This is a genomic window from Roseicella sp. DB1501 (assembly GCF_013112485.1).
GTDB lineage: Bacteria > Pseudomonadota > Alphaproteobacteria > Acetobacterales > Acetobacteraceae > Paracraurococcus.
Genome location: NZ_JABFHG010000006.1, coordinates 157,131 through 182,099, shown reverse-complemented (window position 1 = coordinate 182,099; position 24,969 = coordinate 157,131). Strand labels below are relative to the sequence as shown.

At 73.2% G+C, this 24,969-nt stretch carries 23 protein-coding genes and 1 pseudogene; 10 read left to right on the top strand and 14 right to left on the bottom strand.

All coding sequences use genetic code 11. The features are described 5' to 3' along the window. Positions 1-153: 153 nt before the first annotated feature. Together HJG45_RS13630 and HJG45_RS13625 are read right to left on the bottom strand one after the other, a co-directional pair. Positions 154-531, bottom strand: a complete 378-nt coding sequence (locus HJG45_RS13630; protein ID WP_171612670.1) for a hypothetical protein — start codon at positions 529-531, stop codon at positions 154-156. A 109-nt stretch (positions 532-640) separates the two neighbouring features. Next, entirely contained in the window at positions 641-1,063 is a 423-nt protein-coding gene (locus tag HJG45_RS13625) for a hypothetical protein (protein WP_171612669.1), read from the bottom strand. Between the two features lie 392 nt (positions 1,064-1,455). On the opposite strand from HJG45_RS13625, the gene HJG45_RS13620 reads away from it, so the two are divergent. The 3 genes and pseudogenes from HJG45_RS13620 to HJG45_RS28785 form a co-directional block, all read left to right on the top strand. Next, positions 1,456-2,724 (top strand): four-carbon acid sugar kinase family protein, encoded by a 1,269-nt coding sequence (locus HJG45_RS13620; protein ID WP_171612668.1) that lies wholly within the window; start codon positions 1,456-1,458, stop codon positions 2,722-2,724. After that, complete coding sequence (gene pdxA / locus HJG45_RS13615) at positions 2,721-3,740, top strand: 4-hydroxythreonine-4-phosphate dehydrogenase PdxA (protein ID WP_171612667.1); 1,020 nt, start codon at positions 2,721-2,723, stop codon at positions 3,738-3,740. The genes HJG45_RS13620 and pdxA overlap by 4 nt, the downstream gene beginning before the upstream one ends. Further along, positions 3,670-4,302: pseudogene (locus HJG45_RS28785) on the top strand (class I SAM-dependent methyltransferase); the annotation flags it as partial. The gene pdxA and the pseudogene HJG45_RS28785, both read left to right, overlap by 71 nt. A 47-nt stretch (positions 4,303-4,349) precedes the next feature. Here the strand turns inward: HJG45_RS28785 and HJG45_RS13610 are convergent. After that, positions 4,350-5,444, bottom strand: a complete 1,095-nt coding sequence (locus tag HJG45_RS13610) for a LysR substrate-binding domain-containing protein (protein ID WP_171612666.1) — start codon at positions 5,442-5,444, stop codon at positions 4,350-4,352. Positions 5,445-5,618: 174 nt separating this feature from the next. Here HJG45_RS13610 and HJG45_RS13605 point away from each other — a divergent pair, with 174 nt between their 5' ends. Next, positions 5,619-6,146 carry a DinB family protein gene (locus HJG45_RS13605; protein ID WP_171612665.1) on the top strand — a complete coding sequence of 176 codons (528 nt, stop codon included), beginning with the start codon at positions 5,619-5,621 and terminating at the stop codon, positions 6,144-6,146. 154 nt (positions 6,147-6,300) lie between these two features. Continuing rightward, positions 6,301-7,536, top strand: a complete 1,236-nt coding sequence (locus HJG45_RS13600; protein WP_171612664.1) for a Xaa-Pro peptidase family protein — start codon at positions 6,301-6,303, stop codon at positions 7,534-7,536. 105 nt (positions 7,537-7,641) lie between these two features. Here the strand turns inward: HJG45_RS13600 and HJG45_RS13595 are convergent, their stop codons facing one another. From HJG45_RS13595 to HJG45_RS13585, 3 genes are all read right to left on the bottom strand, one after another. Continuing rightward, positions 7,642-9,168: a phospholipase D family protein gene (locus tag HJG45_RS13595; RefSeq protein ID WP_368040585.1), complete on the bottom strand. Its 1,527-nt coding sequence runs from the start codon at positions 9,166-9,168 to the stop codon at positions 7,642-7,644. Between the two features lie 98 nt (positions 9,169-9,266). Continuing rightward, a complete protein-coding gene (locus tag HJG45_RS13590) occupies positions 9,267-10,142 on the bottom strand; it encodes an endonuclease/exonuclease/phosphatase family protein (RefSeq protein WP_368040584.1) in 876 nt (291 codons plus the stop codon). Positions 10,143-10,468: 326 nt separating this feature from the next. Further along, the gene (locus HJG45_RS13585; RefSeq protein ID WP_171612662.1) at positions 10,469-11,347 is read right to left on the bottom strand and encodes an LLM class F420-dependent oxidoreductase; all 879 of its coding nucleotides are present in this window, start codon (positions 11,345-11,347) and stop codon (positions 10,469-10,471) included. A 209-nt stretch (positions 11,348-11,556) separates the two neighbouring features. Between HJG45_RS13585 and HJG45_RS13580 the strand changes: the two genes are divergently transcribed. Beyond that, positions 11,557-12,612, top strand: coding sequence for a tripartite tricarboxylate transporter substrate binding protein (locus tag HJG45_RS13580; protein WP_171612661.1), 1,056 nt, complete (start codon positions 11,557-11,559; stop codon positions 12,610-12,612). Between the two features lie 10 nt (positions 12,613-12,622). On the opposite strand, the gene HJG45_RS13575 is transcribed toward HJG45_RS13580, so the two are convergent. The 8 genes from HJG45_RS13575 to HJG45_RS13540 form a co-directional block, all read right to left on the bottom strand. Further along, positions 12,623-13,864 (bottom strand): FAD-binding oxidoreductase, encoded by a 1,242-nt coding sequence (locus HJG45_RS13575; RefSeq protein WP_171612660.1) that lies wholly within the window; start codon positions 13,862-13,864, stop codon positions 12,623-12,625. Positions 13,865-13,945: 81 nt separating this feature from the next. Next, positions 13,946-14,365 carry a response regulator gene (locus HJG45_RS13570; protein ID WP_171612659.1) on the bottom strand — a complete coding sequence of 140 codons (420 nt, stop codon included), beginning with the start codon at positions 14,363-14,365 and terminating at the stop codon, positions 13,946-13,948. A gap of 182 nt (positions 14,366-14,547) precedes the next feature. Continuing rightward, positions 14,548-15,423 (bottom strand): ModD protein, encoded by an 876-nt coding sequence (gene modD, locus HJG45_RS13565; RefSeq protein WP_171612658.1) that lies wholly within the window; start codon positions 15,421-15,423, stop codon positions 14,548-14,550. Positions 15,424-15,749: 326 nt separating this feature from the next. After that, complete coding sequence (locus HJG45_RS13560) at positions 15,750-16,361, bottom strand: pyridoxamine 5'-phosphate oxidase family protein (protein ID WP_171612657.1); 612 nt, start codon at positions 16,359-16,361, stop codon at positions 15,750-15,752. 91 nt (positions 16,362-16,452) lie between these two features. After that, complete coding sequence (locus HJG45_RS13555; protein WP_171612656.1) at positions 16,453-16,821, bottom strand: winged helix-turn-helix domain-containing protein; 369 nt, start codon at positions 16,819-16,821, stop codon at positions 16,453-16,455. Positions 16,822-16,885: 64 nt separating this feature from the next. Next, complete coding sequence (gene modB / locus HJG45_RS13550; protein WP_171612655.1) at positions 16,886-17,584, bottom strand: molybdate ABC transporter permease subunit; 699 nt, start codon at positions 17,582-17,584, stop codon at positions 16,886-16,888. 7 nt (positions 17,585-17,591) lie between these two features. Continuing rightward, positions 17,592-18,368, bottom strand: coding sequence for a molybdate ABC transporter substrate-binding protein (gene modA / locus HJG45_RS13545; protein ID WP_171612654.1), 777 nt, complete (start codon positions 18,366-18,368; stop codon positions 17,592-17,594). A 78-nt stretch (positions 18,369-18,446) separates the two neighbouring features. Beyond that, a complete protein-coding gene (locus tag HJG45_RS13540; protein WP_171612653.1) occupies positions 18,447-19,709 on the bottom strand; it encodes a DUF2325 domain-containing protein in 1,263 nt (420 codons plus the stop codon). Positions 19,710-20,005: 296 nt separating this feature from the next. On the opposite strand from HJG45_RS13540, the gene HJG45_RS13535 reads away from it, so the two are divergent. From HJG45_RS13535 to HJG45_RS13520, 4 genes are all read left to right on the top strand, one after another. Then, the gene (locus HJG45_RS13535) at positions 20,006-21,502 is read left to right on the top strand and encodes an aldehyde dehydrogenase family protein (RefSeq protein ID WP_171612652.1); all 1,497 of its coding nucleotides are present in this window, start codon (positions 20,006-20,008) and stop codon (positions 21,500-21,502) included. Positions 21,503-21,597: 95 nt separating this feature from the next. Next, on the top strand, positions 21,598-23,091 hold the full coding sequence (locus HJG45_RS13530) for an aldehyde dehydrogenase family protein (RefSeq protein WP_171612651.1): 1,494 nt from the start codon (positions 21,598-21,600) through the stop codon (positions 23,089-23,091). Positions 23,092-23,289: 198 nt separating this feature from the next. Then, complete coding sequence (locus HJG45_RS13525) at positions 23,290-24,252, top strand: molybdopterin-binding oxidoreductase (RefSeq protein WP_171612650.1); 963 nt, start codon at positions 23,290-23,292, stop codon at positions 24,250-24,252. Between the two features lie 243 nt (positions 24,253-24,495). Then, positions 24,496-24,921, top strand: coding sequence for a hypothetical protein (locus tag HJG45_RS13520; RefSeq protein ID WP_171612649.1), 426 nt, complete (start codon positions 24,496-24,498; stop codon positions 24,919-24,921). The last annotated feature ends 48 nt before the right edge of the window (positions 24,922-24,969 follow it).

Sequence of the window (24,969 nt, the reverse complement as noted above, 5' to 3'; positions counted from 1 at the left end):
ACACCGGCGGGGTCACGGGCGGGCAGGAGAACAAAGGATGAAGGCTCTAACAATCCCAGGTCAGGCAGTGGCTCGCGCCGGTTGTCCGCCAGATATCCACCGGGATGTCCACGAGGCTGGGGAAAACTCTCCGCTTGACCGCGCAGCCGCCGCTCAGCCAGGCGGCATCGGGGCATCCTGGCCGCGGGCGGCGGCGTGCGGCCAAGCCGCGGGCGCCCGGTGGGTTGCCGCCCCCGCCGCGGCATGCGCCGCGAAGCGCGGCTGGATCTCCGTCGCCACGTAGCGGTCCACATGCCGCACGCGGACGACCTCGCGGAAGACGTCCAGCGGCACCGTCTCGTACTCCGTCTGCCGGCCGTCGCGCCGGCCGAGCCGCAGCCTGCCCTCGGCCGGCGACTCGCCGCACCAGCGGGCGAAGGCATAGGTCGGCGAGACGAGGGTAGAGGTGCTGCAGGTCTCGGCCCTGGCCGATGCCAGCGGGGCCATCAGGGGTGCGACGAGGAGGGCGAGGGCGATGAAGGGGACTCGCAAGGTCGGCATCCCATGCCGTTGGCGTTGCGTCGCGGCATAGCACCCCGCAGCGCGGCGTCGATACCGCGCGAAGGGTGACGAAGTGCGACGGGTGGCGCCGGCCGGCCGGTCAGAAGGTGAGGCGCTGGTTCTTCAGGTCGCGCGACAGCGCCTGCAGCGCCTCATGCACCTCGAGCAGCGAGCGGCGCAGGATCGCCGCCTCCCGTTGCGCCGCCTCGGCCGCGAGCTGCGGCGGCGCGGCGGTGAGCCGCTGGATGGAGACCGAGCCGGCTTCCAGCGGCACCCAGAGATGCCAGTAGGGCCGTCCGTCGCCCGCGCCATGCGGCGCCCAGAGCGCTGGATCCTCAAGGCTGGCGAGCATGCCGGCCAGGCTGTCCGGCGAGAGATCGGCCCGGCCGGCGAGCACGAGGGGGATCAGCGCCTCCCGCACCCCGTCGAGGCCGGCGACGACGCTGGCCTTCGGATCGGTGCCGTTGGCGATCACCACGAACCAGGCCGCGCTTTCCGCCCTGCTGTCGGTCGCCTCGCCCAAATCGTCTCTCCCATGGAGCAGGTCCCGATCGGGTGGAACCACCTGATCGGGTGAAGATGCTCCGAGAACAACACATTGGAGCATGTGCCGTGAAGCCGGATGAATGGCATGGGCTCAAGAGCGGATCGCGGGAGGGCGCGAACGCCCGGACGCGGAATCCGCTCTGGAACCAACAGGCCAATGCCCGGTGCGTCGATGGCGCAGGCGGCCGGGCGGGCAAGGAGGCGATGCGGCTTCGATCCGATTCGCCGCGGCGCGGGGAATGGGCTGCTTGACCCGGCTGTCCCACGGGCGCACCTGCGGCGGATGCGCCAGACCCGTCCGGGAGCGTCGATGCCGAAGCCGAACCGCCCTGCATGCGACCCTGCGCGCCTCGGGGCGCGGCGCCCGCCATGCCACCGCGCTGGCTGATCCTGGCGGATGACCTGACCGGCGCCGCCGATTGCGGCATCGCCTTCGCGCGCCGGGGCCGGGAGGCGGTGGTGAGCTGGCAGGCGGAGGCGCCGCCATCGGCCGCGGTGCTCGCCATCGATGCCGATAGCCGCGGCCTCGGCCCGGCCGAGGCGGTCGCCCGGCATCGCGCCCTGCTCCGGCGGCATCTCGCGCCCGGCATGCGGCTCATCAAGAAGATCGACAGCACCCTGCGCGGCCAGCCGGCGGCGGAGCTGCGGGAGACCCTCGCGGCGCTGCGGGAGGAAAACGACCAGGGGCCGGTGCTGGCCCTCGTCGCCCCGGCCTTCCCCGCCACCGGCCGCACCGTGCGGGGCGGGCGCATTCATCTGCACGGCCAGCCGCTGGAGGCGACGCCGCTCTGGGCGCGCGAGCATCGCTATCCGAGCGCCGATCTCGGCGCCGTGCTGGCGGCGGAGGGGCTGCGGGCGCGGCTGCTGCCGCTGGCGGCGCTGCGCGAGGATGCGGCGGGCGCGATCGGTGCGGCGCTGGCCGCGGGCATCGAGGCGCTGGTCTGCGATGCCGAGCGGCCGGAGGATCTGGCGATCCTCGCCCGCGCCGGCCTCGGCGTCGCGCCCCGGCTGGTCTGGACCGGCTCCGGCGGCATCGCCGCGGCGCTCGCCGATGCCGATGGCGATACTGATGCCGATGTTGGACCGCCGGGCGCGCCGTCCCGCCCCCGCCTGCCGCCGGCGGGCCGTGGCCTGCTCGCCGTGGTGGGCAGCCTGGCCGAGGCCTCGCGCGCCGCCGCGGCGCAGCTTGCCGCCGGCGGCACGGTCCGCCGCTTCGCCCTGGCGCCGGCCCGGCTGCGCGACGGGGCCGCGGCGGAGGGCGCCGCCATCCATGCCGCGCTCGCCGCCGGGGAGACGGTGCTGGTCGAGGTCGCGGCGGAGGCGGGGGCGGATCTCAGCCAGGGGGCGGCGCTGGCCGGGCAGCTCGCCGCGCTGCTCGCGCTTGCCGCGCCGCATCTCGGCGGCCTCTTCGCCACCGGCGGCGAGACCGCCCGCGCCCTGCTGGACCGCCTCGGCATCGCCGGCATCCGCCTGATCGAGGAGGTCGAGCCGGGCGTGCCGCTCGGCCTCGCCTTGCCGGTCCGGCCGGGCGGCCTCGCCATTCCCGTCGTCACCAAGGCCGGCGCCTTCGGCTCGGCCGCGACCATCGCCCGCAGCCTCGACCGGCTGCGCGCCCTGCGAGCAGGAGATCCCGCATGACCGCGAGTCCGGAGAGCCGTCCGATCATCGCCATCACCATGGGCGATGCCTCCGGCGTCGGGCCCGAGATCATCATGAAGGCGCTGGCCCGCGCCGATGTGCGGGCGCGCTGCCGGCCGCTGGTGATCGGCGATGCCGGCCGGCTGCGCGAGGCGGGGACGATCCTCGGCAGCGATCTCGCGGTCGCCGCCCGCGCCGCGCCGGACGAGGCCCGCTATGCGCCCGGCATGGTGGACTGCATCGATCTCGGCCTGATTCCGCCGGGGCATCCCTGGGGGCGGCTCTCCCCGCTCTCGGGCGAGGCCGCCTATCGCTACATCGAGCGCGCCACCCGCCTCGTCGAGGCCGGCGCGGCGGATGCCATCTGCACCGCGCCGCTGTCGAAGGAGGCGCTGCACGCGGCCGGGCACAAATATCCCGGCCATACCGAGCTGCTGGCGCATCTGACCGGCACGCCGGAGGTCTCGATGATGCTGGTGGCGCCGAAGCTGCGGGTGATCCATGTCACCACGCATATCGGCCTGATGGACGCCATCCGCCGGATCGAGCCGGATCTGGTCGAGCGGGTGATCGCCCGCGGCCATGCGGTGCTGGTGAAGGCCGGCATCGGCCGCCCGCGCATCGGCGTCTGCGGCATCAACCCGCATGCCGGGGAGAACGGGCTCTTCGGCCAGGGCGAGGAGGAGGTGAAGATCATCCCCGCCGTCGAGCGCTGCCAGGCGCGGGGCTGGCAGGTGGAGGGGCCGCTGCCGGCCGATACGCTGTTCTTCCGCGCCGCGCGCGGCGATTTCGACCTGGTGGTGGCGATGTATCACGACCAGGGCCATGCCCCGGTGAAGGTGATGGGGCTGGAGGCCGGGGTGAACATCACGGTCGGCCTGCCGGTGATCCGCACCTCGGTCGATCACGGCACCGCCTTCGACATCGCCGGCAAGGGGACCGCCGATGAGGGCAGCCTGGTCGAGGCGCTGCGGCAGGCGGCGGATCTCGCGCCGCGGCGGGAGCCCGGCCGATAGGGGAGGGCCTGCCATGGCCATCGACTTCCACGCGGCGGCAAACCGCAACACCTATGCCGGGCGGGAGGCGCAGCCCGACTGGCAAGCGGCGATGCGGACGATCCTCGATCCGGCCGGGCGGCAGGTGGTGGATATCGGCTGCGGCGGCGGCATCTACACGGCGGCCTGGGCCGGGCTCGGCGCGGCGGGCGTGACCGGCATCGACTTCTCGGCGCAGATGGTCGCCGATGCGACGGCCGCCACGGCCGGCCGGGGCAATATCCGCATCCGCCAGGGCGATGCCTGCCGCACCGGCCTGCCCGATGCCGCCTTCGACATCGTCTTCGCGCGGGCCCTGATCCACCACCTGCCCGATCTCGGCGCCTTCTGCCGCGAGGCCTTCCGCCTAGCCCGGCCGGGCGGGGTTTGCATCCTGCAGGACCGCAGGCCAGAGGATGTCGCGCTGCCCGGCAGCACAGCGCATATCCGAGGCTATTTCTTCGAGTGCTTCCCGCGCCTCGCCGCGATCGAGGCCGGGCGACGGCCGTCGCGCGCGGCGGTGGAAGGGGCCATGCGGGCCGCCGGCTTCGCCGCGCTGCGGAGCGAGCCGCTCTGGGAGACGCGCCGGCATTACCCCGACCGCGAGGCGCTCGCCGCCGACCTCAGCGGCCGCACCGGCCGCTCCATCCTGCACGACCTGTCCGATGCCGAGCTCGGCGGCCTCATCGAGCACATCCTTGCGCAACTGCCGGCGGCGCCGGTGGCGGAGGCCGATCGCTGGACGCTCTGGATCGGCCGCCGGCCGGGCTGAGGCGGCCGGTCAGGGGGGTGCATCCTCGCTTTCTTCCGCCGCGGCCTCGGCGGCCAGCCAGTCACGGAAGGCGCGCAGGCTGCGGTCGCGCAGCGCTTGCGGCGGGCGACGAGGATATGCGCCTCAGGGCGCGCGACGGAGACGGGCAGGGCCTGGACGAGGTGCCCGTCGCGCAATGCGTCGCGCACCAGGCTGCGATCCACCACCGCGATGCCGAGCCCGGCGATGGCGGCGCGGACGGCGAGGGCCCGGGTCTCGAAGACCAGGGCAGGCGCGGCGGCGCGCCTCGGCTCCCACCCCGCCGCCGCCAGCAGTCGCGGCCAGTCCTGCGGCCGTGATCGCGCGGCGAGGCGCGGCAGGGCGAGGAATTCGGCCTCGGTGGCAACTGGCAGGCGGCCCGCGAGCAGCATCGGGCCGCAGACCGCGATCAGCCGCTCGCGCAGCAGCGGCAGCTCCATCAGCCCGGGCCAGCCGCCGCGGCCCCAGCGGATCGCGCAGTCGAAGGGCTCGGCGGCAAGGTCCACCACGCGGGTGCCGGTGGCGATCAGCACCCGCAGGCCCGGATGGCTTGCCTGCAGCTTCGCCAGCCGCGGCACCAGCCAGAGGGTGGCGAAGCTCGACAATGTCGAGACCCGCACCTCGCCGCTGCTGCGGTGCAGCTCCGCGACGGCGCGGTCGATGATGTCGAAGGCATCGCCGAGGCCGGCGCGCAGCCGCTCGCCGGCCTCGGTCAGGACGGTGCGGCGCGACGCCGGCTGGAACAGCACCACGGCGAGTGCCGTCTCCAGCTCGCGCAGCAGATGCGAGACCGCCGAGGGCGAGGTGCCGAGCACACGGGCGGCAGGTGCGACGCCTCCGTGGCGCGCCACTTCGACGAAGGCCCGGAGGGCGTGCGGCGAGGCCCGAGGTGGCATGAGGAATCCTCAATGGAGGACCAGAACTCCTCACTACCGGCGCTGGGACCGTCGCACTAGTGTCGAGCGATCGGTGCCAATGGCGGCCCAATATGCCGCAGCCGCCGGCGAAGCTGCGCAGGCCGCCAAGGCTGAGCCAAGCTCAGGATGCCACGATCTTCGGAGGACCGCACCATGACCGATCTGCCGACGCATCTGCGGACCATGGCGGCCTACAATGCCTGGGCGAACCGGCGGCTCTACGATGCCGCCGCCGCGCTGCCGGATGCGCTCTACTGGCAGCCGGCGGGCGCCTTCTTCGGCAGCCTGCACGGCACGCTGAACCATCTCCTGGTCGCCGACCGGATCTGGCTGCGCCGCCTCATCGGCACCGGCGACGCGCCGGAGCGGCTGGATGCCATCCTGCATGCGACGCTTCCCGCGCTGTGGCAGGCACGCGAGGCGGAGGATGCGCGGCTTGAGGATTACGTTGCCGGCCTTACGGCCGAGGATCTGGCGGCGAGCTTCACCTATGCGACCACGAGCGGCACGCCGCAGCGCCAGCCGCGCTGGGAGGTGCTGTCGCATCTTTTCAATCACCAGACCCATCACCGCGGGCAGGCGCATGCGATCCTCACCCGCCTCGGCATCGCCGAGCCGCCCTCGCTGGACCTGCTGCTGATGCAGCGCGAGCGGCAGCGGCAGCGATTCCAAGCCATGTGAGCGCATGCGGAGGCCGCATGGCCCAGCACGGCACCGCATCGGCGGTGTCCTCCGCCCGATGGCCGCGTTAGGCTGTCCGACGTCACCCGCCCCGCCGGCCCGGTCGCCGCGCGCGAGGCCGGCCGGGAGGCGGGCACCATATGGGAGGCGAAGCATGTCCAGCACCACCGCGACCCCGCCCGCTGGCCAGGCCGCGCCGCAGCCCGGCAGCGGGCAGGTGATCCAGGGCACCGCGCCCTTCGACACGCAGCGGCTCGATGAGCTGCTCGGCGCCGCCGATGTCGACGCCGTCGTCACCACTTCGCGGCAGGCGGCGCAATACCTGCTCGGCGGCTACAGCTTCCCCTTCTTCGACCACCGCGACGCCATCGGCCTCAGCCGCTACATGCCGGTCGTCGTCTATGTGCGCGGCCGGCCCGATCTCACCGCCTATATCGCGCACCGGCTGGAGAAGCACGAGCACCAGCTCGGCCGCTTCTGGACGCCGGTGGTGAAGACCGTCTCCGGCACCACCACCGATGCCACCGAGAACGCCATCGCCTATCTGCGCGACCTCGGCCTGCCGCTGCGGCGCGTCGGCATCGAGCCGGCCTTCCTGCCCTCGGACGCCGCGGCGCTGCTGCGCGACGGGCTGCCGAACTGCGCGCTGGTCGATGTGGCCCAGCCGCTCGAACGCCTGCGCGCCCGCAAGAGCCCGGCCGAGATCGCCCTGCTGCGCGAGGCCTCGGAGCGCGTGGTGGAGTCGATGCTGGCGAGTTTCGCCGCCTGCCGGCCGGGCATGACCAAGGCCGCGGTGGCCGAGCGGCTGCAGCGGGAGGAGGAGGGGCGCGACCTCACCTTCGAATATTGCCTCATCACCGCGGGCAGCAGCCTGAACCGCGCCGCCTCGACGCAGGAATTCCGCCCCGGCGACATCCTCTCCCTCGATTCCGGCGGCCGTTACCGCGGCTATATCGGCGATCTCTGCCGCATGGGCATCCTGGGCGAGCCGGATAGCGAGCTGGAGGACCTGCTCGGCGCGGTCGAGGCGATCCAGGAGACGGCGCGCGGCAAGGTCCGCGCCGGCGTGCCCGGCGGCGAGGTGCAGGCGGCCGGCGAGGCGGCGGCCGCGGCCTCGCCGCTCGCCAAGCAGCTGGAGTTCCTGGCGCATGGCATGGGGCTGGTGCAGCACGAGGCGCCCTGGCTGACGGCGCATGGCCCGATCCCCTATGCCGCGCATGATGCCGAGCGCGGGCTCGAGGCCAATATGGTGCTCTCGGTGGAGACGACGCTGCTGCATCCGAAGCGCGGCTTCATCAAGCTCGAGGACACGATCGTGGTGACCGAGACGGGCTGCCAGCCGCTCGGCGATGCCGGCCGCGGCTGGAACCGGGCCGGCACGGCGGGTTGATGCGTTGTCCTGCCGCGGCTTCGCGGCGGCAGGCTGTGACGGGTTTTGGGCAGGAGGGGACTCCTGGGACTCCTGCGAAGCCGCGAAGCGGTGTCGTGGGGAATGCTATAGCTGGGCCTCCACCGGCAGCAGGTGGATCAGCCCGGCCAGCACGCGGCGCGAGAGCGAGGCATCGGGCTCGTGCCAGCTCGTCGCGGGGCGCCCGAGCGCGTCCTGCGCCGACCAGCAGAGCCGGCCATCGGCCAGCGACACCCGCCAGCTCCGCGCCGGATGCGCCAGGCGCTCATGCTCCGCCTTCAGCTCGCGCGCCAGCTCGGGGCTGTCGGCGAAGATTCCCATCTCCGTATTGAGCGCCGCCGAGCGGGGATCGAGGTTGAAGGAGCCGACGCAGACCCGCGCCTCGTCCACCACGAAGGCCTTGGTGTGCAGGCTGGCGCCGCGCGAGCCGAACAGGCTCGTCGCCTCGTCGCCGCTGCGCTTCAGCTCGAACAGCTCGATGCCGGCCTCGAGCAGGGTCCGCCGGTAGCCGGCATAGCCGCCATGCACCGCGACCACGTCGGTGGCGGCGAGGGAGTTGGTGACGACCGACACACGCACGCCGCGCCGCACCAGCGCGGCCAGCAATTCCAGCCCGGCCGCGCCCGGCACGAAATAGGGCGAGACGAGCAGCGCCTCGCGTTGCGCCAGCCGCAGCGCATCGGCCGCCTCCGGACCGATGCCGCCGGCGGCGCGCGCCCGCCGCCGGGCCCCGAGGCCGCGCTTCGCCTTCTCCGGCGGATCGGCGACGACGCGGATCGCGCCCTCCGGCACGGCGACGAGACGCTTGTCGAGACAGGTGGAGAGGCGGCTGCCCTCCGGCGAGCGGGCGAGGAAGCGCCGGGCCGCCGGCGCATCGGCCGCGGCGAGGAGGCGCCGCCGCAGCGCCGCCAGCCCGCCGCGGGCATTGCCGGCGGGACTCAGATCGCGGGCGGGGCGGGCGAAGGGGCTGCGCCAGTAGCGCTCGAACACTGCCGTCGCCTGCGTCACCGCGCGGCCGGCCAGCAGCATGTCGAGGTCACGGAAATTGAACTCCTCGGCGGCGTCGAAATACTCGTCCGCCAGGTTGCGGCCGCCGGCAATGGCGACGCGGCCATCGGCGATCCAGGCCTTGTTGTGCATGCGGCGGTTGAGGTGCCAGCCGCCCAGCAACATCTCGAGCGCATAGCCGAGCCAGCCGAAGGCGCGCCAGCGCGTGCCGTTGAACAGCCGCACCTCGATCTGCGGATGCGCGTCGAGCGCCGCGATCGCGCGCTCCTGGCCAAGGGCGAAGACATCGTCAAGCAGCATGCGCACCCGCACGCCGCGATCAGCAGCCTGCAGCACCTCCTGCGCCAGCAGGCCGCCGGTCAGGTCGCCGTGCCAGAGATAGTATTGCAGATCGAGGCTGCGGCCTGCCGCCCGCGCCGCCGCGGCACGCACGGCAAAGGCCTCGGTGCCTTGCACCAGCAGCGCCACGCCGGTCGCGGCGCCGATGCGGGCGGTCACCGCATCCACGGCCCGGTCGAGCGTGGTGGTGCCGCGTCCTTCCGGGGCGGAGGGACTCTTCAGGGCGGTGGTCGAGGGATGCGCCTCCGATCCATGGCGAATCAGCACCCAACTCCTCCGCAACCTTTCCGCATCCGGGACGCGGACTCAACGGCCGAGGCAGGCGCGGGTTTGGCCCGCAGCCGCGCCCCAGCCCCGGGGGCGCATCACGCTGCCGCGGCCAGATCCGTCCCGGCCGGCTGCGCCGTCAGCCGCACGCGCGCCTTCAGCGGCAGGTGATCCGAGGCGAGGCGCGCCAGCGGTGTGTCATGCGCCTCGATCGCCATGACCTGCGCCTGGGCGCAACCGAGGATACGGTCGAGCCGCAGGAAGGGCCGGCGCGAGGGGAAGCTCGGCGGGCCGCCGGTGACGCCGCCGAAGACCGGCTCCAGCCCCCGCAGCGCGTTGCGGGCGCGGTTGAGGCGCCATTCGTTCAGGTCGCCGAGCAGCAGGGTCGGCATGCCCGTCCCGCCATTGATCGCCGCCAGCACGGCCTCCACCTGCCGCGTGCGGCAGCGGCGCAGCAGGCCGAAATGCGCCGCCACGACCCGCAGCCGGTCGGCGCGGCCGGGCAAAGCGAGCTCCGCGATCACCGCGCCGCGCGGCTCGGCGCCCGGCAGGTCGATGCGCTGCAGCCGCCAGCGCGTGCCCGGCCGCACCAGCAGCGCATTGCCGTGCCAGCCCATGCCGTCCGGCAGGTCGGAGACGGGCAGGGGCTCCAGGCCGGTGGCCTGCGACAGCCGCGCCGGGTCGAGCAGGGCAGTGCGCCGGCCGAAGCGGCGGTCCACCTCCTGCAGCGCGACCAGGTCGGCGCCGAGCTCGGCCAGCACCGCGACCACCCGTCCCGGATCGAACTGCCCGTCGGTGCCGACGCATTTGTGCACGTTGTAGGAGGCGACGGTGAGCTCCGTCCCCGCCGCGACGGCCTCTGCCGCGACGGCCTCTGTCGCGCGCGCGGGCTGCACCGGCTCGGTTGCAGGGGCACGGCGGCCATGGGCCGGGCGCGGCTTGGCGCCGGGACGGGAGAGGCGGGAACTGGGCACGGGAGGACCTGGATCCGTTGATCGGGCGGGACGATGATGTCCGGGCCCATAGATAAGATGGGCGCGCGGGTGATCCAGGGGATGTGCCGCCGCCCCCCGCCATACGGATTTGTATGGTTTGAGCGATTCAACCCAACGTCCAAGGACGGGCAAAGTCCGAATGGTCGACCTCCCGAGCGAAGCGGCCGGAGGCCCGGCCCGATCTGCCGCCAGAACGCTGCGCAGGGCGGCTGGTTGAAGGCGGCGCAGCGGCGGGCCGGCATCATTGGCCGCCCCGGCGGCGGCGCCAAGAGCCCCGGCGCCGCCCTTTGGCCCCCCTTTGGCCGTCAGGCGAAGGCGCGGATCACCCGCTCGCCGAAGCGCGGCAGGCTCTCCTCCAGATCGGGCATGAAGGCATGCACCGGCAGCACCAGTCGCCCGATGCCGCGCCGCCGCCGCTCCTCCACCGCCGCCAGCGGGTCCTGGCCGGAGCCGGGCAGCGCGCCCGGGCAGCCGGTGAGCATCTCGATCGCCGCCGGGTCTCGGCCGGCCGCCTCGGCGCTGCGCCGCACCAGCTCGAGCAGCGGCATGGTGTCGACCTGCGCGCCGATCGAGGGGAAGAAGCCATCGCCGAGCCGCCCGGCGCGGCGCGCCGCCGCCTCGGAATGGCCGCCGACGATGATGGGGACGCGCCCGGCCACCGGCTTCGGGTTGCAGGTCACGCCCTCGAAGGCGACGAAGCGGCCGGCGAAGCGGGCGCTGTCCTCGCGCCACAGGGCGCGCATGGCGGCGACATGCTCGTCGGCGCGGCGCCCGCGCTCGGCGAAGGGCACGCCGAGGGCATCGAACTCCTCGCGCAGCCAGCCGACGCCGATGCCGAGCTCGATCCGGCCGCCGCTCATCGCATCCAGCGTCGCCACCTGCTTCGCCAGGACCAGCGGGTTGCGCAGCGGCAGGATGATGACGCCGGTCATGAGGCGCAGCCGGGTCGTCGCCGCGGCGGCGAAGGCCATCCAGATCAGCGGGTCCGGCATGGCGGTGAACTGGGTCCCCGGCAGGCGCCCGCCGGCGGCATAGGGATAGACGCTCTCATAGGCGTCCGGCAGCACGACATGGTCGACCGCGAAGACGGAATCGAACCCCGCCGCCTCGGCCAGCCGCGCCAGCCGGGATGCGCCGGCCGCGTCGGGGAAGGTGTTGTTACCGAAATGCAGGGCGAATTTCACGCTGAGCGTCCTCCCACTGGCGGCGGGCGCCGCGCGTCGCCGGTCCCGCCGCGGCGCGAGCTTGGCGGCGGCGCGCCGGTCGCGTCCAGCGTCGCAGCCTTCCTGGCGGCCCGCCCCGGCCCCTTCGTCTCCGCAGGCGATCCGCTATAGGATCGCCGCAAGCAGAATGAGCGTCGCGGCATCGCGGGACGCAACGGGGGAAAAGCCAGATGATCGCTCACCGCGAGACGGCGCCAGGCGCGCCAAGGGCCGCGTCGCTCCGCCGCCGGGCCTTGCCCGGCCTCGCCGCCGCGCTGGCGCTGCCCGCCCTGGCGCGCGCCCAAGGCCAGGCAGGAGGCCAGGCAACTGGGCAAGCGGGCGGGCCGGATGGCTGGCCGCAGGGCCGCGCCGTCAGCCTCGTCATCCCCTTCCCGCCGGGCGGCGCGACGGATGTCGTCGCCCGCATCCTGCAGGAGGGCTTCACCGAGCGCTTCGGCGGCAGCTTCGTCATGGACCACAAGCCCGGCGCCTCCACCACGCTCGGCACCCGCTACGCGGCGCGGGCGAAGCCCGACGGCATGACGCTGCTGGTCGGCAGCAATTCCGCCCTGGCCCAGGCGCCCTATGCCTTCCGCAACCTCGGCTACGATCCGCAGACGGATTTCACCCCGATCAGCCTGCTCTACGCCTCGGCCTATCTGCTGGTCGCGCATCCCCGCTGGGGCAGCTTCGAGGAGGTGGTGGCGGCGGCGAGGCGCAAGCCCGGCACCCTGACCTATGGCAGCTGGGGGGTCGGCTCCACCGCGCATCTGCTGATGCTCGACATGCTCGGGCGGAGCGGGGTGGAGATGCTGCACGTTCCCTTCGCCGGCCCGGCGCCCGCCCTGACGGAGATCCTGGCCGGCCGGGTCGACATGATGTTCTCCACCTACGGACCCTCGCGCGTGCATGTGCAGGAGGGCAGGCTGCGGGCCCTCGGCACGCCGCACGAGCAGCGTCTCGCGGCGATGCCGGCGGTGCCGACCATGGGGGAGCTCGGCCTGCCGGGCCTCGTCGTCAGCGCCTGGTGGTGCCTGACCGGCCCGGCCGGGCTGCCGGCGCCACTGGTCGCGGCGCTCGAGCCGGCGGTGGCCCAGGCCCTGGCGCGGCCGACGGCGCAGCGCCTGACCGAGGAATTCGGCCTGCTGCCGCTGCCCCTCGGCGCGGCGCCGCTGCGCGAGCGCATCCGCCACGACCTGGCGCTCAATGCCGAGCTGATGCGCAAGGCCGGGATCACGCCGGAATAGGGCGCCGACGTCAAAACCGCTCGGCGCGATAGGGTTCGGGCGGCAGGAAGGGCGCCTCGCCGGTCATCATCTCGGCCAGCAGCCGCCCGGTGGTGGGGCCGAGCGTGAGGCCCTGATGCGCATGGCCGAAGGCGCACCAGGCGCCGGGCTGACCGGGCAGCCGGCCGATCACCGGCAGCATGTCCGGCATGCAGGGGCGCACGCCCATCCAGGGCACGGATTCCACGCGCCCGGCGAGCGGCAGCAGGCGGCGCGCCACCGGCTCGGCGCGCTCGAGCTGCACCGGCGTCGGCGGCGCGTCCGGGCCGGCGAATTCGGCGCCGGTGGTCAGGCGGATGCCGGCGCGCATCGGGGCGAGCAGGAAGGCGCTCTCCGTGTCGAGCAGCGGCCGGTGCAGCACGGCATTGCCCTGCAGCCCGTAATGCATGTGGTAGCCGCGCTTGCCGAAGAGCGGCGGCGCGTAGCCGAGCGGCCGCGTCACCCGCGCGGCGGCAGCGCCGAGGGCGATGACCACCTCCTCGGCCTCCAGGGGGCCATCCTTGCCCTGCGCCTGCCAGCCGGCGCCGGCGCGGCGGAGCGTGGTGGCGTCGCCGAGGGCGAAGCGGCCGCCCGCTGCCTCGAAAAGCCGGGCATAGGCCATGGTCAGCGCATGCGGGTCGCTCACCGAGAGCGGGTCGGTCCAGTGGATGGCGCCCGCCCGCCGGGCCAGCAGATGCGGCTCGGCCGCCGCCAGCCCCTCGCCATCGAGCAGGGCGTAGCCGACGCCGTGCTCCCGCGCCGCGATCTCCGCCTGCGCCGCCGCCGCCTCCAGCATCTGCGGGTCGCTGTAGAGCCGCATCCAGCCGATCGGCCGCAGCAGCGCCTCCGCCTCGGTGCCGCGGGCCAGCGCCAGATGCTCGTCGATGCAGGTCTCGATCAGCCGCGCATGCGCCTCCTGGGCGCGGAGGTAGCGCCGCGGCTCGGAATGCCACCAGTAGCGGAGCAGCGGCGAGGCGAAGCCGGGCAGGGCGAGCGGATGATAGGCGACGTCGATGGCGCGGTTGCCGGCGATCCGGCGCAGCTCGCCGAGGCTGCGGGGGAAGGGGTGCGGGAAGACAGCCTCGCGCTGGATCAGGCCGCCATTGCCGAAGGAGGCGCCTTCGCCCGGTCCCTGGCGGTCGAGCAGCACCACCGACCGTCCGCGCCGCTGCAGGTGCAGCGCCACCGAGACGCCCACCATGCCGGCCCCCAGCACCAGAACCGATTGGCCCATGCCATGCCTCCGCCATCGCCGGACCGGAAGCATCCGACCCGGTCGCCGGCGTAGCAAGCCATGGGCCGTGCGAGCGTCAGATCAGGCGTGTTCCAGGGCGGCGCGGCTGCGTTCGGCCTGGTGGCCGGCACGCCCGGCGCCGGCGCGGCCGCCGACCGCCTGCACGGCAGCGATGAGGGCCGCGCCCGAGAAGGGCTTCGCCAGCAGGCGTTCCGCCGGGCGGAAGGCGTAGTGGTCGAAGGCCTCGGGATTGCCGGTCATGAAGACGGTGCCGAGGCCGGGCAGGCGGTGCTGCGCGAGCCGTGCGAGGTCCTGGCCGTTCGGCCCGGGCCCGAGATTGAAGTCGGAGACGAGGATGTCCGGCCGGCAGATCCCGCCCTCGATCAGCGCCAGGGCCTGGGAGGCGCAGGCGGCCTCGACGCAGTCATGGCCCGCCTCCTCCAGCAGGTTGCAGACGAGCATGCGGATGAGGAGTTCATCCTCGACGACCAGGACCTGCATCAATCTATCCCCTGCAGTTGCGAGACCCCCCGTCTCTCAACTCGCAAGGGAATGAATTCGGCTAAGCCCTCGGAATTGCATCTTACATAATGGTGATAATGCGCCGCACAAAATGATCCGCTGTCATGGTGTGGCCGCGATGCCGCGCTGGTCGCTACACCACCAGCGTGGCCGGGCTCGCCTCAGGCGCGCGCCTTCTGCAGCGCGGCCGGCGCATCCGTCACCACCACCTTCACGTCGAGCGGCGGCGCCGCATAGGGCGCGGAGGTGACGAGAAGCTGCGCCCCCGCCGCCGCATAGGCCGCGGCATTGCCCTCATGGATGCCGCCGGTCACGGCGACGGCCACCGGCCGCCCGAGCGCGGCGATGGCGCGCACCGCCTCGGCCACCTGCTCCGGCGCCATGTGATCGAGCTGCACGCAATCCACCCCGGAATTGGCCAGCAGCACCGCCTCGTCGACATTCTCCGCCTCGACGACGATGCGCCGCTCCGGCTGCGCCGCCCGCAGCCGGGCGATCCATTCGCGCGGCGGCACGCGGCCGAGGAAGGCGCGGTGCTGGGCGAAGACGAGGATGCTCTCCGAGAGGCCGTAGCGATGCGCCGTGCAGCCGGCGGCGAGCACGGCCTTGAGCATGATGTCCTTGGCCCCCGGCAGGTGCTTGCGCGTGCAGGCCACCGCGATCTCGTGCCGGCCCTGGCGGGCGGCGAGAAGGATGCGCCGGGCCCGCGTGGCGACGGCGGAGCTGACCTCGAGCAGGACCTGCGCGGTGCGGTGGGCGATGTGCAGCGCCGCCGCCGGGCCCTCGGCGTGCAGGATCTCCGCCCCCTGCTCGAGCTGGCAGCCGGAGGAGGCGAAGCGCCGCACCGTCTCGCAGCCGGCGAGCAGGAACAGCCGCTCCGCCTCCTCGACGCCGCAGACCGTCATGGGCGCGCCGGCCCGCAGCATCGCCAGCCCCGGTCTGGTGCCGATGCCGAGGCCGAGCGTCGTCATGTCGCCATAGGGCGCGTCCTCGCGCAGCAAGGCTTCGAGGCGCGCATCGGAGAGGAGGAAGGGCATGGCGTCGCTCAGGCGTCCTTCGGGCCGGTTCCGGTGTGCTGGAGCGGATCCCGATCAGGCGGGCCTGCCTGATCGGGTGAAGACGCTCCGAAAACAAGAAGCCAGAGCATTTGCCGTGAACCGAGGCGAACGGAAAATGCTCCAGGTCGCGGGCCTGCTTGCCGTCGCGGCGGGGCAGGCCGATGCGCCGGGGCCCGTCGCGGCCCCCTCGCGCCGGGCCGACGCTAGTGCGGGCGGGGTCGGCCTGTCGCCATGGCCTGCCGCATCCCCGCCATGCGGTGCCGGCAGGACAGAGCCAACGGGACGGGGGAGAGCAGCCGCCGCCCCTACCACATCGTTGCGGCGGCGCGGCCTGCCCAGTCGCGGTCATAGGCCTCGCCGCCCACCCGCGCCCCGCTCATCGCCGCGAGGATGCGGCCGGGCGTCGGCAGGCGGCCGGGATCGACATGCCGGGCCGGGTCCCACAACCCGGCGCGGATCACTGCCCGCGCGCACTGGAAGTAGAGCTCGCCGATCTCGATCACCACGACGCAGCGCGGCGCCTTGCCCTCGACGGCGAAGCTGCCGAGCAGCGCGGCGTCGGTCTCGAGATGCGCGCGGCCGTTCACCCGCAGCGCATTGCCCCAGCCGGGGATGAGGAACATCAGCGCCACGCGCGGGTCGCGGATGATGTTGCGCAGGCTGTCGACCCGGTTGTTGCCGCGCCGGTCGGGCAGCAGCAGGGTGCGCTCGTCGGCGATGCGCACGAAGCCCGCCAGGTCGCCGCGCGGCGAGCAGTCGAGCCCCTCCGGCCCCACCGTCGCCAGGGCGGCGAAGGGCGCCGCCTCGATCATCGCGCGGTATTCGGGCGTGACCCGGTGCGCGACCTTGGCCGTCGCGGCCTCCGCCACCGGGCCGTAGAGCGCGTCCAGCGCCTCGATCGTCTCGATCCTGGCCATGCCTGTCTCCTGCGCGACCTCGCCATGCCATGCCGGGCCGCGCGCCGCCACCGGACGACCGCGCGGCATCGTCCGGTGGCGAGGCGGCAGATCAGCTCTTGGTGCGGCGGACCAGGGCGTTGAGGCGGGGCTCCGCGGCGCGCTGCGCCGCCCGCTCGATCGCCCGGTAATCGGCGACGAGGTTGCGGCCGGCATCGGTCAGCACCGCGCCGCCGCCCCGATAGCCGCCCGGGCTGGCATCCACGACCGGCGTGCCGAGCACCTGGTTCACCGCATCCACGAGATCCCAGGCCCGCTTGTAGCTCATGCCGAGCGCGCGACCCGCGGCGGAGATCGAGCCCTCGCGGTCGATGGCCTCGAGCAGGTGGATCTTGCCGGGGCCGATGCGACCCTGCGCCAGGTCGATGCGCAGGCTGAGGGCGCCGGGCGGGGCTTCGGTCTTGCGGCTGGGCGGTTTCATCGGGACCTGCAGTATCGTCGCATTCGGCGCCGGCGTCACCCGTCGCAACGCCGGCCGACAGGCCTCAGCCGCGCCCCAGCAGCCGGCCCATGCGCCGCGCCGCCAACTCGGCCAGCAGCAGGCCGGTCACGGCCAGCGCGAAGGAGATGCCGGCGAGCCGCGCCGCCATGGCCTCGCCGCCGGGCGTCTGGGTGGCGGCATAGATGGCGAGCGGCAGGGTCTGGGTCTCGCCCGGGATGTTGGAGGCGAAGGTGATGACGGCGCCGAACTCGCCGAGGCCGGCGGCGAAGGCGGTCACCGCGCCGGCCAGGATGCCGGGCGACATCAGCGGCAGGGTGACGGTGAGGAAGCGGTCCAGAGGCCCGGCGCCAAGGCTCCGCGCCGCCGCCTCCAGCCCCGGATCCACTGCTTCGAGGCCGAGCCGCACCGCGCGCACGATGAGCGGGAAGGACATCACCGCCGTCGCCAGCGCCGCGCCGCCGGTGGTGAAGACGAGGCGGATCCCGAACCAGTCGTTCAGCAGGGCGCCGATCGGACCGCGGATGCCGAAGAGCATCAGCAGCCCCCAGCCGACGACCACCGGCGGCACGACGAGCGGCAGGTGGACCAGCGCGTCGAGCAGGGCGCGCCCGGGGAAGCGCCCGCGCGCCAGCAGCAGCGCGACGCCGATCGCCGGCAGCAGCGAGACCAGCACCGAGCGCGTCGCGACGATCAGGCTGAGCCGGACCGCCTGCCACTCCTCCGGCCCGAGCCCGAGGCCCATCCTGGCCTCAGCGGGCGAGGCCGAAGCCGAAGCGCTGCCAGACCGGCATGGCCTGCGGCCCCGCGAGGAAGGCGAGCAGCGCGCGGGCCTCGGCATTGCCGGCGGCGCGCGTCGCCAGGGCGAAGGGGTAGGTGATGGGCGGATGGCTCGCCGCCGGGAAGGTGCCGACCACCTTGACCGCACTGCTCACCGCCGCATCGGTCGCATAGACGATGCCGTAGGGCGCCTCGCCGCGCTCGACCAGCAGCAGCGCCGAGCGGACGTTGTCGGCGCGGGCGAGGCGCGGCGAGACCGCATCCCATTGCCCCATCCAGCGCAGCGCCGCCTCGGCATACTTGCCGACCGGCACATGCGCGGGATCACCGGTGGCGATCCGCCCCTGCGGGCCGAGCCGGGCGAGGAGATCGGTCTCGCGCGCCAGGGCGACCGGCTTCGCGGCATCGGCCGGGGCGACCAGCACCAGCGTGTTGCCGATGGGGCTGACGCGCGTCTCCGGCACGATGAGGCCGCGCTTCTGGACATAGTCCATCCAGGGCTCGTCGGCCGACATGAAGAGATCGGCCGGCGCGCCCTGCTCCATCTGCCGCGCCAGCGCCGAGGAGGCGGCGAAGGAGAGGCGCGGCGCCGGATGGCCCTGCGACTGCCAGGCCTGCGCCAGCGCGCGCAGGGCATCCGTGAGGCTGGCGGCGGCGAAGACGGTGATGGCCTCCTGCGCCCGGGCCGTCGGCGCGAGGAGGAGGCCGGATGCGGCGGCGAGCAGGGCGCGGCGATGCAGGGGCGGCATGCGGGATCTCCCGGCGGGGCTGAGATGGCCTGGGGGCGGCAGGCGAGCGGGCATAACCGCCATGGCGCGGACCGTCCATCATCCCGCGACAGGCCGGCAGCGTTCGAGCGCCTGCAGCAGGCTGGCGACGCCTGTCGATCGGAGCGCGTGGTAGGGGCGGCCGCATTGCCGGCAGAGGCGTTTCACCGCCAGCGCGGCGTCGTGGCTGACGCAATCGACGGGAAAGACGACGAGATCGGCGCGACCGACCAGACCCGGCAGCAGCGCGGCGCCCTGCTCGGCATCGTGATGCAGCAGCGCCGCGCCCCGGCGCGCGGCGGCGCGGCGCAGCAGGGCGGTCTGGCCGGACCGCCCGCCGACATAGAGCACCGTGCCGCGGGACGGGGCGGGCGCCTCCGCCTCGGTCCCGTCCTCCTCGACCGGCAGCGCCGCCTCGGCGGCGGCGAGATCCTGCAGCGCCGCGGCGAGATCCCGCGCGCGCGCCTCGCCGCGCGCGCGCTCCTCGCGGAGCGCCACCTCCGCTGCCGCGGCGCGCCGCTCCAGCGCCTCCCGACGCCGCGCCTCGCGGTCCAGTTGCAGGCGCAGCCCGGCGACGAGGCGGCCGAGCTCCAGCACCTCGGCCGGCGTCTCGACCACCGGCGTCGCGGCGCGCCCGGCCAGCAGGGCCTGCAAGGTGCGGATGCGGGCATCGCGCGCGGTGAGGTCGGATTGCAGCCGCGCCTGCTGCCGCGTCACCGTCTCCCGCAGCGCCGTGATCTCGCGCTCCTGCAAAGTGAGGCGGCGGATATCGGCGCGGTTCGCGGCGCCGACGAGGTGCGAGAGCATGTGCACCTCGCCGAAGGCGTCCGCGATCATCGCCTTGTCGGCCGCCGGATGGGTGAGGACGGCCCAGTAGGCGCCCGGGATCTCGCCCGCCTCCACCGCCTCGCGCCAGGCGGCCTGCAAGGCGGCGCGGTCCCTCGCCGCGGCGAAGCGGCGGAGGGCGATGCGGTGGCGCTCGTCCAAGGTCTTGTGCAGCAGCCGGCCGCCATTGTCCTGGCGTGAGGCGAGGCCGACGCCGATGCCGTGCAGCGCATGGTCGGTCGCATCCGGCGCGCCGAGGCCAAGCTTGCGCAGCAGCCGCCGCAGGTCGTGCGTCGTGAGACAGGTGCCGATGATCGAGCAATGCAGGCTCGGCGAGAGGTCCCAGATCCGCGTGCGCCGCACCGGTCCAACCGCAGCAGCCGACAGGGCCGTCGCGGGCGGCGCCGGCACCGGGCGCGGCTCGCAGGGGCACCAGGACGTCTTCGGCCTGGCAAGGGCGGTCGAGGCTGCCCAGGACGGATGATCGATGCCTGCCATCTGCGCCGCTCCGCCTTGCCGTTCGCTGTATCAGTGTGAGTATAACGTGGCGGAGGTCGCAAGGGGGTTTCGGCGGCCGGGGCGCCGATGGCGGGGCAGGGCGGCGGCGCCGCGCCGGGCGATCGGTCAATCCCGAGTGAACGGCATAGCGGCTGGCGGCGGATTCAAGGGTTGGTCCTGCGCCGCACCGCGGGCCCGCGGTGCGCGCCCCGCGGTCGTTTCGGGCAGCGGTTGCCCCTCGACGCCGGGCCGCAATAGTCGATATATATTTTTGACTATAACGAAGGAGGAGATCCATGGACCTTGCCACGACGCATGGCCGGCTCGGCGCGGCCAATCGCGACTTCGTCGCGCGCAGGCACCGCCTGCTCATCGACGGCCAATGGGTGGAGGCGCGATCCGGCAAGACCTTCGCCGTCCATGATCCGGCGACCGGCCAGCAGATCGCCCAGGTCGCCGAGGGCGGCGCCGAGGACATCGATCTCGCCGTCGCCGCGGCGCGCCGCGCCTTCGAGGACGGGCCGTGGAGCCGGCTGAAGCCGACCGAGCGGGGCAGGCTGGTCTGGCGCCTCGGCGACGTGCTCGAGGCGCATGCGGAGGAGCTCGCCGAGCTCGAGGCGCTCGACAACGGCAAGCCGATCAGCGACGCCCGCGCGGTCGACGTGCCCTTCGGCTGCGAGCTGCTGCGCTACATGGGCGGCTGGTCCACCAAGATCACCGGCCAGCACATCCCGATCTCGGCGCCCGGCGAGTGGCACGCCTATTCCATGCGCGAGCCGGTCGGCGTGGTCGGCCAGATCATTCCCTGGAATTTCCCGCTGCTGATGGCGGTGTGGAAGATCGCCCCGGCGCTCGCCGCCGGCTGCACCATCGTGCTGAAGCCGGCCGAGCAGACGCCGCTCTCGGCGATCCGGCTCGGCGAGCTGATCATGGAAGCCGGCTTCCCGCCGGGCGTGGTGAACATCGTCACCGGCGACGGCACGCCCGGCGCGGCGCTGGCGGCGCATCCGGATGTCGACAAGGTGGCCTTCACCGGCTCGACCGAGGTCGGCAAGATGATCGTCCAGGCGGCGGCGGGCAACCTGAAGAAGGTCAGCCTCGAGCTCGGCGGCAAGTCGCCGGCCATCGTCTTCCCCGATGCCGATCTCTCGGTCGCCATCCCCGGCGCGGCGAACGGCATCTTCTTCAACATGGGCCAGTGCTGCACCGCCGGGTCGCGGCTTTTCGTACACGAGAAGATCTTCGACCGGATGATGACCGGCCTCTCGGACGAGGCGGCGAAGCTGAAGATCGGGCCGGGCCTCGAGCCGGATACGCGCATTGGGCCGCTGGTCTCGGAGGAGCAGCTGCAGCGCGTCACCGGCTATCTCGAGAGCGGTCGGCAGCAGGGCGCCGAGGTGGTCACCGGCGGCAACCGGCACGGCAACCAGGGCTATTTCGTGCAGCCGACCATCCTCACCCGCACCACGCCGGAGATGAAGGTGGTGCGCGAGGAGATCTTCGGCCCGGTGGTCTGCGCCATCCGCTACGGCGACGACGATCTCGACCGCATCGCCAGGGAAGGCAACGCCACCGATTACGGCCTCGCCGCCTCGATCTGGACCCGCGACATCGGCATCGCGCACAAGCTGGCGCGCAAGCTGAAGGCCGGCTCGGTCTGGATCAACGTGCACAACTTCAACGACGTCGCCCTGCCCTTCGGCGGCTACAAGCAGTCCGGCTGGGGCCGCGAGATGGGCCACGAGGCGATCGAGCTCTACACCGAGACCAAGGCGGTCGCCGCCAAGTTGTGAGGCGGCGGCGGTGCGGCCCCGGCCGCACCGCCCGCGGCGCCGGGGCGCGGCCGCATCCGCGGCCTGCCTGATCCCATCATCACCAGGACACCGCCATGAACGAGATCACCAGGACCGCCGCGCGGCATCCCTTCCTCGATGGCAAGCCGAAGCGCATGCTGATCGACGGCAAGTGGCTTGAGGCGGCCTCCGGCAAGACCTTCGAGACCACCAACCCGGCGACCGGCGAGGTGCTGGCGCGCGTCGCCGAGGGCGATGCCGAGGATATCGACCGCGCCGTCGCCGCCGCCCGGCGCGCCTTCACCGGTCCCTGGTCGAAGTTCAAGCCCTTCGAGCGCCAGGCCCTGCTGCTGAAGCTGGCCGCTCTGGTCGAGGCGCATTTCGACGAGCTGGCGATGCTCGACACGCTCGACATGGGCGCGCCGATCAGCCGCACCCGCGGCAACCGGCTCCGTGCCCTCGGCATGCTGCGCTACTATGCCGGGCAGGCCGTCTCGATCCTGGGCGAGACGATCGAGAACTCGCTGCCGGGCGAGATCATGTCCTTCACGCTGAAGGAGCCGGTCGGCGTCGTCGGCGCCATCATCCCGTGGAACGGCCCGCTCACCGCGACGATCTGGAAGATCGGCCCGGCGCTCGCCACCGGCTGCACCGTGGTGCTGAAGCCGGCCGAGGAGGCGCCGCTGACCTCGCTCCGCCTCGCCGAGCTGTGCCAGGAGGCGGGCGTGCCGCCGGGCGTGGTTAATGTGGTGCCGGGCTTCGGCGAGACGGCGGGCGCTGCGCTGGCGGCGCACCGGGATGTCGACAAGGTGGCCTTCACCGGCTCGCACCTCACCGGGCAGAAGATCATCCAGGCCTCGGCCGGCAACCTCAAGCGCGTCTCGCTCGAGCTCGGCGGCAAGTCGCCGGACGTGGTCTTCGCCGATGCCGATCTCGATGCCGCGGTCCCCGGCGCCGGCATGGCGGTCTTCGCCAATTCGGGGCAGATCTGCAGCGCCGGCACGCGGCTCTTCGTCGAGCGGAAGATCTACGAGGAATTCTCCGCCCGCGTCGCCGCCTATGGCAAGTCGCTGCGCGTCGGCGACGGCGCCGACCCGGAGACGCAGGTCGGGCCGCTGGTCTCGGCCGAGCAGCTCGACCGCGTGACGGGTTATCTGGCGATCGGCCGGCAGGAGGGTGCACGGCCGCTCTCGGGCGGCGAGCGGCTGACCGAGGGCGCGATGGCGAAGGGTTTCTTCGTGCCGCCGACCGTCTTCGCCGATGTGCGCGACGAGATGCGCATCGCGCAGGAGGAGATCTTCGGCCCGGTCATCTCGGCGATCCCCTTCGACGACATCGAGGAGGTCATCACCCGCGCGAACGCCACCAGCTTCGGCCTCGGCAGCGGCCTCTGGACCCGCGACGTGAGCAAGGCGCACAAGCTGGCGCGCGCCATCCGCGCCGGCTCGGTCTGGATCAACTGCTACCAGGCGATGGATCCGGCGGTTCCCTTCGGCGGCTACAAGATGAGCGGCTATGGCCGCGAGAGCGGCAAGCAGCATGTCGAGGAATATCTCAACGTGAAGTCGGTCTGGATCCGGGCCGACTGAGCGCTGCGGGGAGGCAAGCCGGGCGGGGGCGCCGCCTCCGCCCGGCCTCACGACATGACGCCGCGGCATCGGGCAGCGGATGTCCCGTATTGGCGGAGCAGGGGAGGGGCGTATGACCGATCGTCACGAGGCGGATTCGCTGGCCCGGCTGGGCGGCCTGGCGGAGCATGTGCTGGACACCTGCCCTCATGGGTCCCGTTGCCCGCCGCATTCCTCGATGCGCTCGGCCTGCTACGCCTCGGCGGCGAGATCGCCGATCCCGGCCTCGCCTCGGTGGCCGAGCTGCGGGGGCTGGCGGCGGAAACCCAGACGGTCGCCTATCTCTCGGGAGGTCAGCCGGTCACCGACACCTATGCTGGCGTGCTACTGCGCGACCTGCTGGCGCATGCCGGCGGCGTCGTCACCGATGCCGGGGTGAAGAACGACATCCTGAACCATTATGTCGTGGCGACGGGAAGCGACGGCTACCATGCCGTCTTCTCGCTCGGCGAACTGGAGCAGAAGTTCGGCGATGAGCCTGTCATGGTCGCCTATGCCGACCAGTCCGGGCAACTCGGCCCCGGCGGCGAGGATGGCTGGTTGCGCATGGTGGTGCCAGGCGACGCGGCAGGCGGGCGCTACGTCTCGCACCTCGTCAACCTCTCGCTCGGCAGCGGGCCGGATTTCGTCGCCGGCGCCGGCGCCGGCGGCGTCTCGAGCTCCTTCGATCTCGGCGGCGCGGTGGCGCATCCGGCGAGCTTCGACGCGGCGGATCTAGCGGCGCTGGCGAGCGTCACGCTCACCGCCTCCTATAGCTCGGGCGCCGGCGCGGTTAGCGACACCTATACGGGCGTGCCGCTCTGGACCCTGCTGCAGGAAGCCGGGGTCACGACCGATCCGGCGGTCAAAAACGATCTGCTGGATTTCTACGTCGTCGCCACCGGCAGCGACGGCTATCACGCGCTCTTCTCCATGGGCGAACTCGATCCGCGCTTCGGCGATGGCCAGGTGCTCGTCGCCTATGACGACACGGCCGGGCAGCTCGGGCCCGGTGGCAAGGAGGGGTTCGCCCGGCTGGTGGTGCCGGAGGACGGGGCGGGCGGGCGGTACGTGTCGAACCTCGTCGGCATCGAGGTGGTCCGCGCCGACAACCATGGCACCGACGACCTCGTCTGGGGTTGAGGCGCCGCCACCGGGCCATGGGGCGCAGGTCCCGATCCTGCAAGCCTTCAACGCGCCCCCTAGCGCCCTATCTCTCCTCCCGAGCCGGCATGGAGCGCGACCCGGACGGGTGGCGGTCCGTCCCGGCGCGTCCTCGGCGGGACGGCCCTGGCGATCGGGGCCGCGGGCATCCCGCCGGTGCCTCCGACACGGTCCGTCCGGGCACGGTCCATCTGGGCACGATCCATCGGGAGAGACGTCACCATGCAATTCGTGTGCGATGCGCCGGGCCGGCGAACCTGGTTCCGGATCGAGACCGAGGCTGAGGCGGCGCAGGAATCCGAGCTCATGCGGCATGCGGTCGAGAAGCACTACCGGCGCGCCTATGAGGCCGCGGCGGACAGCTACGACCCGTCCGGCGTGCCCTATATCGAGCAGGGCATCCGTCGCGCCACGCATATCCAGCGCGCGATGCCGGTTTTCCTGACGCTGCGGGACGACGAGGGGAAGGCGCTGGTCACGGCCATGCTGCCGCCGCGGGTGCAATCGGACCTGGCCTTCCGGGCGGTGGTGGTCGGGCCTGGCAACAGCGACCCCTATCCGCAGCATGGCGATGCCATCGACTGCCTGGGGCGGCATTTCGGCGTCACCCTCGACCGGGCGCATTGCTACCCCTATCGGCGCGGCTGACGCCCCGGACCTGCCGCGGCCGCTCCTCCTAGAGCGTGATCGCTTGAG

Bases quoted from the DNA above. Each gene is read 5' to 3' on its own strand.
- HJG45_RS13620 (WP_171612668.1), top strand. From the start codon at position 1,456: ATGCCACCGCGCTGGCTGATCCTGGCGGATGACCTGACCGGCGCCGCC.
- pdxA (WP_171612667.1), top strand. From the start codon at position 2,721: ATGACCGCGAGTCCGGAGAGCCGTCCGATCATCGCCATCACCATGGGC.
- HJG45_RS13610 (WP_171612666.1), bottom strand. From the start codon at position 5,444: ATGCCACCTCGGGCCTCGCCGCACGCCCTCCGGGCCTTCGTCGAAGTG.
- HJG45_RS13605 (WP_171612665.1), top strand. From the start codon at position 5,619: ATGACCGATCTGCCGACGCATCTGCGGACCATGGCGGCCTACAATGCC.
- HJG45_RS13600 (WP_171612664.1), top strand. From the start codon at position 6,301: ATGTCCAGCACCACCGCGACCCCGCCCGCTGGCCAGGCCGCGCCGCAG.
- HJG45_RS13580 (WP_171612661.1), top strand. From the start codon at position 11,557: ATGATCGCTCACCGCGAGACGGCGCCAGGCGCGCCAAGGGCCGCGTCG.
- HJG45_RS13575 (WP_171612660.1), bottom strand. From the start codon at position 13,864: ATGGGCCAATCGGTTCTGGTGCTGGGGGCCGGCATGGTGGGCGTCTCG.
- HJG45_RS13570 (WP_171612659.1), bottom strand. From the start codon at position 14,365: ATGCAGGTCCTGGTCGTCGAGGATGAACTCCTCATCCGCATGCTCGTC.
- modD (WP_171612658.1), bottom strand. From the start codon at position 15,423: ATGCCCTTCCTCCTCTCCGATGCGCGCCTCGAAGCCTTGCTGCGCGAG.
- HJG45_RS13560 (WP_171612657.1), bottom strand. From the start codon at position 16,361: ATGGCCAGGATCGAGACGATCGAGGCGCTGGACGCGCTCTACGGCCCG.
- HJG45_RS13555 (WP_171612656.1), bottom strand. From the start codon at position 16,821: ATGAAACCGCCCAGCCGCAAGACCGAAGCCCCGCCCGGCGCCCTCAGC.
- modB (WP_171612655.1), bottom strand. From the start codon at position 17,584: ATGGGCCTCGGGCTCGGGCCGGAGGAGTGGCAGGCGGTCCGGCTCAGC.
- modA (WP_171612654.1), bottom strand. From the start codon at position 18,368: ATGCCGCCCCTGCATCGCCGCGCCCTGCTCGCCGCCGCATCCGGCCTC.
- HJG45_RS13540 (WP_171612653.1), bottom strand. From the start codon at position 19,709: ATGGCAGGCATCGATCATCCGTCCTGGGCAGCCTCGACCGCCCTTGCC.
- HJG45_RS13535 (WP_171612652.1), top strand. From the start codon at position 20,006: ATGGACCTTGCCACGACGCATGGCCGGCTCGGCGCGGCCAATCGCGAC.
- HJG45_RS13530 (WP_171612651.1), top strand. From the start codon at position 21,598: ATGAACGAGATCACCAGGACCGCCGCGCGGCATCCCTTCCTCGATGGC.
- HJG45_RS13520 (WP_171612649.1), top strand. From the start codon at position 24,496: ATGCAATTCGTGTGCGATGCGCCGGGCCGGCGAACCTGGTTCCGGATC.